Source organism: Dyella sp. AD56 (assembly GCF_002878475.1).
Classification (GTDB): Bacteria; Pseudomonadota; Gammaproteobacteria; order Xanthomonadales; family Rhodanobacteraceae; genus Dyella.
In genome coordinates this window covers 270782-285851 of record NZ_NRDP01000005.1, presented here as the reverse complement: position 1 = coordinate 285851, position 15070 = coordinate 270782, and the positions used below count along the sequence as shown (strand labels likewise).

Genomic DNA, 15070 nt, shown 5'->3' with positions numbered 1-15070 from the left:
CTGCCGGAGGCCGAGTCACCTTCTTTGCTTGCCCAAAGAAAAGTAACCCAAAGAAAGGGCACCCCCACTTGGCGCTGGCCGATGAAGCCGGCCAGTTCGTGAGGGGCGGCCGGGCTTTTCGCCAGGGCATCCTGCCCTGGCGAAAAGGGATCGGCATCCATGCCGATCCCCCTGCGGGCCTGATCGTCCACCCCTCACCGCCGCACAGGGGGCCGGTACATCAAAAGCGAGAGCGCACGGCTCGTGCAGCAGAGCTGCACATTGCGTCGATGCGGATGCGTCGATGCGGAGAGGACTTAAAGCGGGCTTCGCTGCGCTTTCCGATCGCTGCGGCTAAGGAAACGGGATGCAATGCCTCCCGACTGCTAAGAAGAGTTAGCCATCTAACGACATCATCTTTCTCTTCTGCTTTGGTTTTGCGCCCTAAAGCCGCAGCAACGCGATGCGATGTGCAGCAACGCTGCACGAGCCGTCTGCTTACAGCTTTTGATCTTCCAGGGCCCCGTATGAGGCGGCGGGCGGGTGGAGAAAAGGCCCGCAGGGGAATCGGCACGGATGCCGATTCCTTTTCGCCGGGGCAGGAGCCCCGTCGAAAAGCCCGGAACCCGCACGCGTACCTGGAGGGCGCAGCCCGGAAGGCGACTCATCCGGGGTGCCCTTCTCTTTGGTTACTTTCTCTTGGGCATGCAAGAGAAAGTAACCCGGCCTCCGGCAGGAGGTCGGAAGCCCGCCGCAGGCGAGCCAGATCGCCATATCGCTAAAACCAGACACCGAGGCTCTGGATGACCAGCCATTCGGCTGTTGAAAAGCGCTTCCGGCCCGTGCCCCCTTTTTTGGGGTTCGCAGGGATGACGAAAAAAACGATGGGGCTAGATTGACCCCTCACCCCAACCCTCGAGCACCAACTACAACAACACCTCCAACAAAACCGCAAACCACCCAACACCGCACCTGCTAACGTGCCGCCACCACCACCCATGGAACCACCATGCCGATCCTCCTCGCCATCGCCCTGCAACTGAGTCCAACCGCCGGCGCGGATTTCCACGCGCGAGTGACCCAGGCCAAGCTGGCCGAAGGCGCAGCCACCGGACCGGCCTATCAAAAGCAGATGTGGGACCGCATCGGCAACGCGACCACCGACGCCTACAAGGCTTGCCTCGCCGGCACGCAGCCGCAGGACAAGTCCCCCTTCACGTTGGTGGCCGACGTCACGACTGACGGGCGTCTCGCCAACATCACGGTGCAGCCCGAGATCCCCGTGGCCAAATGCATGGCGAGCCACTTCACCGGCCTCACGCTACCCGCGCCGCCGGCCAAGCCTTCGCCCTACCCCGTCGAGATCGACTTCAGCATCAAGTAGTGATCGCCATGTGACCGTTACGTGTCGCAGGCAATCGCGACACGGCGTCATACATACATTGGCCTCATTGCGATGGGCAGAGCGGCTGGAGTAGCCTCGCATGCATAGCGGGACCACACAGGCCCGTAGGGGACAATGACGTGATGCGCACGACCACGGAATGGGGTCCGGGGCAGCACGCGGCTGGGCATCAGGCTTCTGCGCCTGGCGTCGGACTGCGCCCGGAACAGGCGACTTCAGCCGAAAGTTTCGCCGTGCCAGGGTTCGACGCCGTGGTGCGTCTGCTCACGCGCTCGCTCGGCGTGCCGTTGGTGGCGCTGGTGCTCAATAGTGGCTCGGCTTACTGGTTTGCCGATGGCAATGAAGTACCTGCCGATGGTCCGCGCACGCTGCATCCCTTGTTGCTCCGGGCGGCGCGCAGTCTTGCGCCGCAGGTCGTGCTCGATGCGCTTGACGACGAGCGCCTGCGCGATGCCGTACCGCCGCTGACCGCGGGACCGGGACCCATCCGTTTCTTCGCCAGCGAGCCAGTCGGCACATTGACCGGCCAGCATATCGGCGCGCTGTGTGTGATGGATGCGCAACCGCGCGCCGCACTGAGCGAAAGCGAACAAACCGCTCTGCGCGACGCTGCGACGCTGATCGGCACCGGCGTGGTGCTGCGTAGCTATCTCGGCCGTACGGACCCCATCACGCAGTTGCCGCATCGCTATGCGTTCTTCGACGACCTGCGCAAACATCTGGACGAAGGTGCGGCTCACGCCTGGGTGATGGCCGTCGACGTAGCGCCGGTGCAGCGCTTCAATGCCTTCATCCGCGCCATGGGCCACGCCTATGCCGACGAACTGATGCGCGGCGTGGCCGCGCGCGTACAGGCGTGGATTCCCCCTGGCACCCATCTCTATCAGGTGGGCGCCACACGCTTCGCAGCGGTACTACCCGATCATCATCTGCTCGATGACACCACACGTCTGGACGATCTGGTCAAACGCCTGCGCCAGCCATTCGACTGTCTCGGCATCCCGCTGACCATTCAACCGGGTGTAGGCCTGCTGAAGATCAACGCGACTGAACTGCGCGGCGGTGATCCGTTGCGGCTGGTGATGAATGCGTCGTATGCGGCGCAGCAGAGTCCACGCGGATGGGCGGTCTACAACCGCTTGCAGGATGAGCAGCAACGGCAGGAATTTTTGCTGGTTACCGAACTGGCCGCGGCGCTCGATGAGGGTGCGGAGCTGGATCTGCACTATCAGCCGCGCATCGATCTGGACACCGGCCGCTGCGTCGCGCTGGAAGCCCTCGCACGCTGGCACCATCCCACGCTGGGCTCCGTGCCACCTGCGCATTTCGTGGCACTGGCCGAGCGCGCCGGCTTAATGCACTCGCTCACACAATGGGTCATGGAGCGCAGCCTTGCGCAGCTCGCCGTATGGCGGCACGCCGGCCACGACATCAAACTCTCGCTCAATGTTTCCAGCAGTGACCTGGGTGCCGACCTGGTGGGCCGCCTACGCGCCGTCGCCGAGCGCCACAAGATCGGGCTCGACTCGCTGGAACTGGAATTCACCGAAAGCACGTTGATGGAACACAGCGCGATCACGCGGCGTCACCTCACCGCCATCCGCCAGCTCGGCGCGGGCATCGCCATCGACGATTTCGGCACGGGCTACAGCAATCTGGCCGCATTGCGGCAAATGCCAGCAACGAGCTTGAAGATCGACCAATCCTTCGTGCGCGGCATGGGCACCAGCCCACACGACGAGGCCATTGTTCGCTCCGTCGCAGACCTGGCGCGCAATATGGGTTTCCGCGTCGTGGTCGAAGGCGTAGAGACATCCAGCATCTACGAAAGCGTGCTGGGCATGGCCTGCGACGAGGCCCAGGGTTTCCACATCGCCTACCCGTTGCCCTCGGGTGACGTGCCGGCGTGGCTGGACGCGCATCAGGGCATGCCGTCGCGACGGGCGGTGCGCTGGGGCGAGTAACACCCCTCCGCCGCCCTGATCAGGCGACCGGCAGACCCAGTTCCTCCACCATGGCTTCGCGCATCAGGTACTTCTGCACCTTGCCCGTCACCGTCATCGGAAAAGCGTCGACGAAGCGCACGTAGTGCGGCACCTTGAAGTACGCCAGATGATGGCGGCAGTAGCTCTGGATTTCCGCCTCGCTAGCTTCGCAGCCTTCGCGCAGGCGAATCCACGCGCACACCTGCTCGCTGAATTTTTCGTCCGGCACGCCGAACACCTGCACGTCCTGCACCTTTGGATGGGTATAGAGGAATTCCTCGATCTCGCGTGGATAGATGTTCTCGCCACCGCGGATGATCATGTCCTTGAGGCGACCGACGATGGTGCAGTAGCCCGCCTCGTCGATCACGGCGAGATCGCCGGTGTGCATCCAGCGTGCTTCGTCGATGGCCTCGCGGGTTAGCGCCTCGTCTTCCCAATAACCGAGCATCACGGAGTAACCGCGCGTGCACAACTCACCGGGTGAACCTTGCGGTACGATACGTCCGCGCTCGTCCACCAGCTTCACTTCCACGTGCGGATGGATGCGGCCCACGCTGTTGACGCGCCGCTCCAACGGATCGTCAGTGGTGGATTGGAAACTCACCGGGCTGGTTTCCGTCATGCCGTAGGCGATGGTGACTTCGCTCATATGCATCTCGCTCACTACGCGGCGCATGACCTCGATGGGACACGGCGAACCGGCCATGATGCCGGTGCGCAACGAGCTGAGATCGAAGCGACCGAACTCGGGATGCTCCAACTCTGCGATGAACATGGTGGGTACACCGTGCAAGGCCGTGCAGCGCTCTTCCTGCACCGCTTCCAGCGTGGCCAGCACGTCGAAACCTTCACCGGGGATCACCATGCAGGCGCCGTGGGTTACGCAGGCGAGATTGCCCAGCACCATGCCGAAGCAGTGGTAGAAAGGCACGGGAATGCACAGGCGATCTTGCTCGGTAAGACGCATCGCGGCGCCAATGAAAAAGCCGTTATTGACGATGTTGTGGTGCGTGAGCGTTGCCCCTTTGGGCGCGCCGGTAGTGCCGGAGGTGAACTGGATATTCACCGGGTCGTCGAAACCGAGTTGGCATTCCGTGGCGCGCAAGAGAGCCATCGCCTCATCGTCGGCGCGCGCTGCCAGTTCGCGCCACGGCCGCGTGCCCGGCACGGCTTCGTCGTCGAGCAGAATGACCTCGCGCAATGACGGCAAGCGCTCGGACTGCAACTCGCCCGCTGTCGCCACCGCGATCTCCGGCGCCAGCTCCATCAGCATGTCCAGGTAATGCGAGGTCTTGAAGCGACGCGGCAATACCAAGGCGCGGCAGCGCACTTTATTGAGCGCGTACTCCAACTCGTGCAGGCGATAGGCCGGGTTGATGTTGACCAGGATCAGCCCCGCCTTCGGCGCCGCGAACTGCAACACCACCCACTCGGCACGATTCGGCGCCCAGATGCCGACGCGATCGCCGCGTTGAAGTCCCAATGAAAGCAACCCGGCGGCGACGCGTTCGACTTCCGCATGAAACTGTCGGTAATCGAGGCGGATGCCCTGTGAGCGCACCACCAGTGCCGGCCGCTCCGGATGAGTCGCAGCGATGCGATCCAGCAACGTGCCGATCGTCTCGCCAAGCAGCGGCTGCGAACTGACACCATGGACGTAGCTCGCACCGGACATGACAGGGTTCTCAGGGGTCGGGAACCGAGCATAGCACCGGGTTTGCGGCGCTCTTCGGGCTATCGACCTTGGTCGGAGTAGCCTGCCGCTGCGATGGTGCTGCGCACCCACGCAAGCTGATCCGTCTTGCTAGGATCAGGGTTCCTTACGCGGAGACATCCCATGCGCCTGACCTCGCTCGCCCTGGCCGTCGCCACCGTCATCGCTGGCACGGCCCACGCCGCCGACACCACGCAACTCGTGCAGGGTGAGCTGCCGCAGGTCACTGCATGGCGGCGCGATATCCACCAGCATCCGGAACTCAGCAACCGCGAAACGCGTACCTCTGCCCTCGTCGCGGCGCAGCTGAAGAAACTGGGCCTGGAAGTGCACACAGGCATCGCGCATACCGGCGTGGTCGGTATCCTCAAAGGTGGCAAGCCGGGACCGAAGCTCGCCATCCGCGCCGACATGGACGCGTTGCCCGTCACCGAAGAGGTGGATCTTCCTTTCGCCTCCAAGGCCAAGGGCGAGTACCGCGGCAAGCAGGTCGGCGTGATGCATGCCTGTGGTCATGACTCGCATACCGCGATGCTGCTCGGCCTCGCCACCGTGCTCGCCGGCATGAAGAAAGATTTGCCCGGCGAAGTGATGTTCGTGTTCCAGCCCGCTGAAGAAGGGGCACCGGCAGGCGAGGAAGGCGGCGCATCGCTGATGCTGAAAGAAGGCGTGTTCCGCGACTTCAAGCCCGACGCGATGTTCGGCATGCATGTGGTCAGCTCGCTCAACGTTGGTACCGTGGCGGTGCGTCCCGGCCCGACCATGGCGGGTTCGGACTGGTTCAAGCTGGTGGTGCATGGCAGGCAGACACACGGCGCGATGCCGTGGAACGGCGTCGACCCCATCGTCACCTCCGCTGAGATCATCAGCGCGGCGCAGACCATCGTCAGCCGCAAGCTCAACATCGGCGACCTACCCGCCGTGCTCAGCTTTGGCATCGTGGAAGGCGGAGCGCGCTACAACATCGTGCCCGATCAGGTGGAGCTGCAAGGCACGCTGCGCACCTTCGATGCGGGCATGCGCCAGCAAGCTATCGACAACCTCAAGAGCATCGCCGAGCACATTGCCGCAGCGAACGGCGCCACCGTGGATACGCAGATCCCGGTGGGCGACAGCAACCCGATCCTGGTCAACGATCCCGCACTGGCGGGACGCGTACGGACCAGCATCGGCAAGGCCATCGGCGGCGACCATGTGATCGAGGCGAAGCCGTGGATGGCCTCAGAAGACTTCGCCTATTTCGCGAAGGAAGTGCCCAGCGTGTACTTCTTCGTCGGCTCAACGCCGATGGGGCAGGACGCACTCAAGGCGCCGGCCAACCATTCGCCCAAGTTCTTCATGGACGAGGGCGCGATGAAGATCGGCATGGAGTCGATGTTGCAGGCGACGCTCGACTATCTCAATACGCCGGCCTCCTGATAAAAACACGCGCCCGGCTCCCGACGGTTCTGGACCCGTCGGGAAACCGGGCGACATGCCCCCTTTCTCAGTGCGCCGTGTAGCTCGCGGTGAGCTGCACGTTGGCGAAGGTCTTGACGCCGGTCACGCGCACGTACCACGTGCCCGTGACGGGCGTCGTCTGCACGATCGCTTCGTTGTTGGTATTCGGCTTGGCCGACGAGAAGTCGGCGTTGGAACCGTTGGGTGCCACCGGCACGCCGACCTTCGCGTACAACGACACATCCCCCGTGCCACCGATGGTGCGAATGGTGAGGTTGGTGGCGTTGGCCGGCACCGTGATGCTGTAGATCAGCGATGTACCCGCATTGCCCGCCACCGTTACCGGCGTGCTGCTTACCAGCGTCGATGGTAGTGCCGTCATGGTCGGACTCAGCGCGGCTTGCACGGCCGCATTGGCATCGACGACGCCGCTACCAAAGGCGACACCCTCGCTGACGGGGAACACACGGGCCGAGGAAATCAGTGCCTCCTGGATCTGCAGCGGTGTGAGCGCGGGCTGGCCCGCGGCCTTCACCGCACCGATCATCAAGGCCACTACGCCCGCCACGTGTGGCGTTGCCTGCGAGGTGCCGGCCATCTCGCCGTAGATTGGGTTACCGGGTGCGGTCGTGCCGTCGTTGAGTGTGGACCATACGAAGCCCGCGTCCGGCGTCGTCGTCTGGGTCGGATCATCGTTGGCGTAGATGCCGCCACCGGGTCCTGCGATCGATACATAGCTGCCGTAGTTGGAATAGAACGCGCGCTTGCCGGTGATACCCACCGACGACACGGTGATCACGCCCGGGCAGCTCGACGGCGAGTAGTTCGCGGTGTTGTCGGTGTTGTTGCCCGCAGCAACGACCACGGTGACGCCACGCGAGATAGCACCGGCAATGGCGCTACCGAAAGCATCCGTCGCCTCGCAGGTGCCAGGACCGCCAAGGCTCATGCTGATCACCTGCGCGGGACTGGGGTTCGCCGGCATGTTGGGCACCGAACCGCCCGAGGCCCAGGTGATCGCATCGGCAATATCAGAAGTCGCGCCACCGCAGTGACCCAGTGCGCGTAGCGGCATGACTTGCGAACCCGGCGCCACGCCCGTAACGCCTACGCCGTTGTTGGTGACTGCCGCAATCGTGCCGAACACATGCGTGCCGTGCCAACTGCTGTTCGCGATGCCGCAATTCATGGCCACGGTCGTCCAGTCGCCCGTATCCCAACCACCCGGCACGCGGCCATCGGTGGCCCGGCCAGACGTCGCTGCGGCGGTGATGAAATCGTAACCGGCGTTCGCCAACGCCAGATTGAGGTCGGGGTGTTGCGTTACGCCGGTATCGATCTCGGCCACCACCACGCCGGTGCCGTCGTAGTTCAGCCATGCGGCGGACGCGTTGCTGCCGCCATAGTTGGCATAGCTGGTCGTGTCGGTACCGATGGTTTCCACCGTACCGGTGCCAGGACGCATGTGCCACTGATACGAGAAGTACGGATCGTTGGGCGTGCTGGTGCCCACGGCATCCGGCTTTACCGTGCTGCCCGCGATGTCCTTGACGATGTGCATGCGCACGTCGGGCTCGACGTGCGCCACAGCCGGATCGGCAGCGATCTGTTGCATCAGCGCCACTGCTTCATTGCGGCTCAGTTTGCGACTGGTGTGCACCACATCAGCGCCGATGCCGAGCTTGCGCTTCCACTGCACGCTGACGGCGTTCGATGGCGTGGCTTTCTGCGATGCCGCGTCGAGCTTCGCGCGCGTCACGGCCACGCCGACATTCTGCTCGACGGCATTGCCGTTGCTGCGTTCGACGGTGCCGTCGCGATAGGTGACGATAAAGGCGTCGATCGTGTCATTCGCACCCATGGTCGATGCGTTGATGGTGGCGCCGGTGCTGGTGACGATCGATGCGGCGTGCACCGTGGAAAAACCCAGTGCCGCAGCCAGGACGGCCATGCGGCCAAGTGTTTGACGATTCATGCATGTCTCTCCAAATTGATGGGCATGGAAAGGCGCCATGCGGCGCCCTTTCGCCTTACCAGCTGAAACCGCCGCCGACGCCGACGGATGTTTCGGAACCCGACACCGAAGCACCCACGGACACACTGGCGTGGCTGCTGGCGAACGCGCGCTGATAGCCGACGGCGAACGCCCCCTGGCCGTTGTAGTTGCCGGCGCCGAAGCCCACGCGGTTGTCGCCCGCAAGGTTCGATGTGTTTGCCGTCATCTGCGCCATCGCCGATCCCATCGCACCGACGCGATCGAGTCGCTGGTTGACGTTGTTGAACTGATCATTCATTTCCTGGCGCAGCGCACCGATGCCCGAGTTCGCGTCGTAATTGGCAATGGCCTGGTTGGTATACGCATTGGCCGACTGCACCGCCTGCTGCGATGACGCATCGGTATACGTCTTGGCGGTCTGCAGTGCCTGAGTCACCTGTGCACTGACCTGCCCGACGTTGGTGGCATCGGTAGCATTCACGCCGGCCGCCACGTTGACGATCTGGCGCTGGTTGGTGGCCGTACCCACCGATACGGTGTTGGCCTGATTAGCCACCGACCCTTGACCCAAGGCCACCGTATTGGTGGCCGTAGCGGACGAACCCTGACCGACCGCCGTACCCGAAGCCGCTGTCACCGACGCGCTTTCACCGACCGCCACTGCATTGGTCGCTGCGACAGCAATCGTGGTGTTGGCGCCGACCGCCGTACTACCGTCGGCATTCACCTTGGCGTTGCCACCGAAGGCGGTGTCATTGGGACCGTGCGCGAGTGCACCGCCGCCGACCGCCGTACCGTTGTCACCGCTGACACCGGTACCGACCGCTGCACCATTGCCGATCGCTACCGTATTGGCGCCGTTGGCACTGGCGTTGGTCATGCTGCCACCCTGGCCGTTCACTGCGAAGGTGCCGGGCATCCCGCCACCGCCGGCGCCGAGTTGCTGGGTCAGCGTGGTGAAGTCCGTGGTGAGCGTCGACAGCTCGCCGTTGATGGTGCTGGTAGCACTGGTGAACTGGCCCATGTTCACCGCGTCCATCGGTGCTACGCCAGCAGCGACGTTGTGGATCTGCGTGCCGTTGGCGCCTTGCAACGTGATACCCGCCTTGGTGGCGTCATCGTAAGTCACTGCCGTGAGCGGATTGTTGTTGCCATCCACCAACCCCGCGGCTTGCAGCTGTGACAGGTTCACCGCATCGGTCGCTTGCGTGCCCGCAGCGACGTTGATGATCTGGCGTTCCGCACCCGCCGCACCCACCGACACCGCGTTGTCGCGATCAGCCACTGAGTTCGCACCGATCGCCACGGCGTTCTGTGCCGTCACCGTTGCGCCATAGCCCACGGCCGTCCCCATGCCATTGGCACCCGTTGCCACTGCACCGCTACCGAGTGCAACGTCACCCGTACCCGCGGCATAGGCACCCGAGCCCTGAGCCATCGAGTAGTCACCCTCGGCATCGGCCATGTATCCGTTGGACATGCTCTGAACGCCATTGGCGATGGCGTTGTTACCGAATGCCTGCGCCTGCACGCCAGCCGCCGATGCACTCACACCCAGCGCCATCGCTTGATTGGCTGTGGCGCTGGAAGACGCGCCGATGGCCACCGTGTCACTGATATTCGGCAGAGGCAGCGGCGGATTCTGGTTGTTCTCCGTACCACGCAAGGCGTCGCCAGCGGTGGCGCCGTTGCCAATGGCCATATTGTTCGTACCCGTGCCACCGCCCGCGTAGGCATTGGTGCCCATGGCCTGATCGTTGGTCCACGCAGCGACCGCACTGCTGCCGATAGCGACCGCGCCGGTGCCCCAGGCCACACTTTGCGAACCGATGGCCGTGCCGTTGATCAGGCTGCCATCAGGTGATCCATTGGCGAGCGCATTACGACCGATCACGACGCTGCCATCGCCGTTGGTATAGCTTTCGTAGCCAATGGCAATAGCGCCCGCGGTTTGGTCCGCGTTGGTGTAACCCGCGCGATTGGCGTTGGGATAGCCCGTTGAACTACCCGCCGCCGTGGCACCCGCGCCCATGGCCACACTGAAATCGCCGATCGACTCCGCACCGGCACCAAACGCGCTGGAACCCACACCAGGCGAAACCGTAGTGCCGGAACCTGCGCCGGTAACGACGCCGGTTCCGTTGATGTCCAACCATCCACCCACGGCGGTCGAACCCGGTCCGATGGCATAAGAGCCCGCACCCATGGCCACTGAGCCTTCGCCGTAACCGATGGCACGCGTACCGATGCCGATAGCGTCGATGCTGCCCTGCGCCACGCCAGCGGTATTGCCGATGGCGATGCCATTCAAGCCGCCATACGAGATGGCGTTGCTGCCGATCACTACGCTGTTGCTTACCAACTGCGCGTTGCCATTGCTGTCTGTCGTTTCCACCGCTTCGGCGCTGTTGCCAATCACGACGGTATTGGGCGAATTGGGGCCGGAGTAAGCACCGCCTCCATTGCCGCCACCCGCGATGACAATGCTACCCGCGCCATTGGCCTGAGCATTTCCGCCAAGCGCCGTGGAACCCGCACCGAACGCGCTCGCGCCGCTGCCGAACGCAGATGCCGTATTGCCGACGCTGCTCGCACCGTAGCCCACTGCGGTGGCGTATGTACCTGACGTGCTGGCGATGTCACCAATCGCAGTGCCATAGGAGGCCTGCACGCTGGAGCCAACACCCACCGCCGTAGCAGAGGTCACCAACGCAGGCGTCGCAGACGTATCACCGACGAACGACTGTGCACCGATCGCCACGGAACTCGTCGCCGCATACAGAGAGGCACCGTTACCCATCGCAACATCGTTGCGGTAGAAACCGAACGCCGTGGTGCCCGCCAACGTCTGGTTGGTGATCGACGCACCCGGGCCGATCGCTACGCTGCTGGAGACCCCCGTAACGCTGGCACTGCTGCCCATGGCGATGGAACTGGAGCTGGCAGCCACTGTGCTGTTGCCGAGCGCGATGCTGTTACTCGCCGTCGCCTGCGCGCCCTGACCCAGCGCCATGCTGTTGGAGCCGGTTGCGCCGGCGGCCGCGCCCATGGCCATGGCCGCCGAGCCCGTCGCCTGCGCGCCCTGCCCCAAAGCCATACTGCTATCCGTCGCTGCAGCAGCGCCTGCGCCGAGCGCCACACTGTTCATGCCGGTCGCCGTGGCGTTCGCACCCACGGCGACAGCGGCGTTACCCACCGCGTTGGCAGCGCTGCCCACCGCCGTACCGTTGTCGCCCTGCGACTGCGCGCCGGTACCGACCGCCGTGCTGTTCGCACCGGTGGCCGTGGCATTGGCGGCGGCACCCAACGAGGTGCCGTTGTCACCCTGCGATTGCGCACCCGCGCCCACCGCCGTGCCATTGCTGCCCAACGTCACTGCGCCGGAACCCACGGCGACATCGTTACTACCGGCGGTCGATGCCGTCGTCGTACCGCCACTGGCGGGACCGGAAATTGCGACGGCGCCGGTGGGATCCACCACGGTCGTCGTGGTGCCACTGGCGGGCGTGGTGGTCGGTGGCGTCGCAATGGGCAGCGTCACCCCCGCCTGCACACCGTTCGCCATGGCCATGCTCAGCACGAGCACACCTATGACAGTGAGCGTGCGCGCCCGACGCTGACGTCCCTTGCCCGCCATACGCGCGAGCTCGGAAGCCACCACCACGGCGCCCAGCGCCGAGTTCCAGATCTTGCTGTAGATCGTATTCACCCGATTCCTCCCCGAATGGCCACTGGCTGCGTAGCCGCTTCCACGGCACGACGGTCGGCGATCTCCCCAAAGCCGATCCCGTCGACGCTCACCTGCGGCGACCTGTTGAATGAGGCGCAGTGCGCCCCGTTGGTGTGATGCCGTCCGGAGATTCAGTGAGGTCAGCAGGCAAGTCACGCACGCTCCCACACCAGCAGCACGCAGCTCTCCAACCTCACCAACATTTTCTCTTGCTCACGCGTGACAAGCGCGGAAGAATGGGGTCTTAGGTCGCGTCTACCGATGGGGATCGGAAAAACGCGGCGATTGTTGTTCGTTTTCTGGGGGAGTGCGTGACCATTCCAGGACTACGGGCCGTCAGGGAGTGGCTGGACCGTGCACCAACAAGGGATCCTGTCGATCGTTTAAACGCCCGCTTCGTCCAGATCCTGATGATGGCGGTCGGTCTGCAGGCGTTGCTGGTTCGCCTGTACTACATCTATGCCGAACCCAGCGCTGCATTGCCAACGGTGTGGTCGGCTGCCGACATCACCGATCTCATCGCGGACATTGCCCTCACCATGGGCGCATGGATCGGTGTACTGATGATCCGGCGCGGTCACTTCAACCGTGGCATTCAGCTGTTTCTTTGCGTGTACCTGCTTACGTTGGCCGGCAATTTTGCAACCACCGGCTATCGCCATGCGCCACCCGACCCATCGCCGACGCTACTGCTAGCGATTGCAGGCGTAGTGCTCGGTAGGCGCACGTTATGGACCGTGTTCACCGCCATCGTCGGCTGCTTTGCGCTGGGACAGCTTGCCGATGCGCTTTGGCTACCCGGCGCAACCAAGGATTTTTGGTGGGCATTCCATGCGCTGCCCATGCTTCTGGTCGCCTATATCCTTGTCGCCTATGCCATCGACTGCACGACGCGTGCCCTACGCCAAATGTTGTCCGACGCATTGCAGCGCGGCGAAGCGCTTGCTCGCGCCAACGAACGACTGAAGCAGGAAATGGAGGAACGCGAGCGCACGCAGAACCAGTTGATCCACTCGCAGAAGCTCGATGCCATCGGGCGCGCCGCCAGTGGCGTCGCCCATGACTTCGACAACGTGTTGAACGTGGTGCTGGGTTACGCCTCGCAACGCGAACAGTTGGCCGACCTGGGCACGCCCGCCTTGCTCAACGCCATGCAAGGCATCGAACTGGCCGCACTACGCGCGCTCACCATCAGTCGAAAGTTGCTCAATTTCAGCCGGCAGGAAGTGGGCGTCAGCCAAGTATTCGACGCCGCGACCGCCGTAGCAGAACTCGAGCCGATGCTGCACCAGCTGCTGGGCAACTACATCCAGCTCGACATCCAGGCATCGCCCGGCGAGCTGCTTTTGCAGCTTGATCGCGGCCAGTTCGAACTCATGATCCTCAACATCGCCGCGAACGCGCGAGATGCCATGCCCGAGGGCGGCTTGTTCACCTTGCGATTGGAAAGCGACGGCACGCCACCCATGCTGAAGCTCGCGCTAGCCGATTCGGGCGTCGGCATGAGCGATGACGTCCGCGCCAAAGTATTCGAGCCGTTCTACACCACCAAGCCGTTCGGGCGCGGCACCGGGCTTGGCCTTTCCGTGGTGTCCAGCATGGTGGACGCCGCGCACGGCGTCATCGACGTCACCAGCACACCGATGCAGGGAACGGCCTTCGTCATCCGCCTGCCGCTCCATGATGAATCAACGATACCGCTTTGAATGGACGTCCATACGGACGAAAAAAATCAAGAATCGCTGGCGAAGAGATAACCCTGCCCGCGCGACGTGAGCAACGGCAGCGGCTGCCCCGCGGCATCCTGCGCTTTGCGGCGGAGCCGGTGCACCATCATTTCCAGGCGGTGCGGGTCGAACTCATAGATGTCGGAGGTCAACGCGCTGATCAGTTTTTCGCGCGACACCGGCTCACCGCGCACCGCCATCAGCACACGCAGGATGCAGCGCTCCGGCGCGGTCAGCGGTAGCGCCTGCCCCACGGGGGTGACCAGGCACCAGTCGTCGGTATCCAGCCGCCAGCGGCCCAGGCCCGCCGACGTCGTCACCGCCCCGCCTGCACCAGCCACGCCGACAAGGCGGCGCCCCACGCTGTGCAAGGTGGCGGCCAGTACCTCGATGTTGACCGGCTTGTTGAGGAACGCATCCGCGCCGCGCGTCAGCGCAGTGACGTGGTCGTCCATCCCTGTGTTGCCGGTGAGCATGACGATGCCAAGCGTGGAAATTTCGCGCAGATGCTTCACCACATTGAGACCGCTGTCGTCAGGCAGGCCGATATCCAGCACCACCATGTCGAAACGTCTGCTCAACATGTGGCGATACAGCTCCGCCACCGAACCCGCGCCCGTCACCTGAAAGCCAAAGTAGCGAAGCCCTGGAATGATGATGCCTTCGCGCAACTGCGCGTCGTCTTCCAGCACGCCGACATGCCACGCGCGATCGGGCGTTCGGGCGGTTGTTTTCGAGGCTCCGTCGTTCATGCGGCCTGGCATCGGTAGGTCTAGGAAAGTTCCGACACTCTGCGGGCGTGACGTCCGTTCCGTCAACAGCGCGAGCAGGTCTTTGTTGGAATTCGCTGGCTTGCTCACAAGGGCTTGCGTGCGATTGCGTGGGCTGCGTGAGCAAGCGTGAGAAATAGTGGGAGTGGGTGCGTGTGTTGTGCAGTGCGTCTGGTGAAAGCTGAATTCAAGCCATCGTCTGGCTAGCACGTCGCCGCTGCAGACCAGGGGATGCCTCGCGCAACGAGGCATGGGGTACTCGGGATCGTCGCTAGTTATCCGCGCTTGGTAAAGCGCCAGTCGGGCGCCTATTCGAATTGG

Annotated in this window: 8 protein-coding genes; 4 read left to right on the top strand and 4 right to left on the bottom strand. The window is 63.8% G+C overall.

The window, feature by feature from the left end:
* Window positions 1-988 precede the first annotated feature (988 nt).
* Window positions 989-1363, top strand: a complete 375-nt coding sequence (locus tag DyAD56_RS05735) for a peptidase C13 (protein WP_102301777.1) — start codon at window positions 989-991, stop codon at window positions 1361-1363.
* A gap of 143 nt (window positions 1364-1506) precedes the next feature.
* Complete coding sequence (locus DyAD56_RS05730; protein WP_102301776.1) at window positions 1507-3348, top strand: sensor domain-containing phosphodiesterase; 1842 nt, start codon at window positions 1507-1509, stop codon at window positions 3346-3348.
* A gap of 19 nt (window positions 3349-3367) precedes the next feature.
* Here DyAD56_RS05730 and DyAD56_RS05725 read toward each other — a convergent pair whose 3' ends face one another.
* Window positions 3368-5047, bottom strand: coding sequence for an AMP-binding protein (locus tag DyAD56_RS05725; protein WP_102301775.1), 1680 nt, complete (start codon window positions 5045-5047; stop codon window positions 3368-3370).
* A 162-nt stretch (window positions 5048-5209) separates the two neighbouring features.
* On the opposite strand from DyAD56_RS05725, the gene DyAD56_RS05720 reads away from it, so the two are divergent.
* The gene (locus tag DyAD56_RS05720) at window positions 5210-6505 is read left to right on the top strand and encodes an amidohydrolase (RefSeq protein ID WP_102301774.1); all 1296 of its coding nucleotides are present in this window, start codon (window positions 5210-5212) and stop codon (window positions 6503-6505) included.
* Between the two features lie 67 nt (window positions 6506-6572).
* Here the strand turns inward: DyAD56_RS05720 and DyAD56_RS05715 are convergent, their stop codons facing one another.
* Window positions 6573-8501 (bottom strand): S8 family serine peptidase, encoded by a 1929-nt coding sequence (locus DyAD56_RS05715; protein ID WP_102301773.1) that lies wholly within the window; start codon window positions 8499-8501, stop codon window positions 6573-6575.
* 55 nt (window positions 8502-8556) lie between these two features.
* Complete coding sequence (locus DyAD56_RS05710; RefSeq protein ID WP_146010442.1) at window positions 8557-12231, bottom strand: ESPR-type extended signal peptide-containing protein; 3675 nt, start codon at window positions 12229-12231, stop codon at window positions 8557-8559.
* Between the two features lie 431 nt (window positions 12232-12662).
* On the opposite strand from DyAD56_RS05710, the gene DyAD56_RS05705 reads away from it, so the two are divergent.
* Window positions 12663-13958, top strand: a complete 1296-nt coding sequence (locus DyAD56_RS05705) for an ATP-binding protein (protein WP_102301771.1) — start codon at window positions 12663-12665, stop codon at window positions 13956-13958.
* A 26-nt stretch (window positions 13959-13984) separates the two neighbouring features.
* On the opposite strand, the gene DyAD56_RS05700 is transcribed toward DyAD56_RS05705, so the two are convergent.
* Complete coding sequence (locus DyAD56_RS05700; RefSeq protein ID WP_102301770.1) at window positions 13985-14731, bottom strand: response regulator transcription factor; 747 nt, start codon at window positions 14729-14731, stop codon at window positions 13985-13987.
* Window positions 14732-15070 lie beyond the last annotated feature (339 nt).

What these genes read in the sequence shown, in the direction of transcription:
- DyAD56_RS05730 (WP_102301776.1), top strand. Translation starts at nt 1,507, where the DNA reads ATGCGCACGACCACGGAATGGGGTCCGGGGCAGCACGCGGCTGGGCAT.
- DyAD56_RS05700 (WP_102301770.1), bottom strand. Translation starts at nt 14,731, where the DNA reads ATGAACGACGGAGCCTCGAAAACAACCGCCCGAACGCCCGATCGCGCG.
- DyAD56_RS05705 (WP_102301771.1), top strand. Translation starts at nt 12,663, where the DNA reads ATGATGGCGGTCGGTCTGCAGGCGTTGCTGGTTCGCCTGTACTACATC.
- DyAD56_RS05735 (WP_102301777.1), top strand. Translation starts at nt 989, where the DNA reads ATGCCGATCCTCCTCGCCATCGCCCTGCAACTGAGTCCAACCGCCGGC.
- DyAD56_RS05715 (WP_102301773.1), bottom strand. Translation starts at nt 8,501, where the DNA reads ATGAATCGTCAAACACTTGGCCGCATGGCCGTCCTGGCTGCGGCACTG.
- DyAD56_RS05720 (WP_102301774.1), top strand. Translation starts at nt 5,210, where the DNA reads ATGCGCCTGACCTCGCTCGCCCTGGCCGTCGCCACCGTCATCGCTGGC.
- DyAD56_RS05725 (WP_102301775.1), bottom strand. Translation starts at nt 5,047, where the DNA reads ATGTCCGGTGCGAGCTACGTCCATGGTGTCAGTTCGCAGCCGCTGCTT.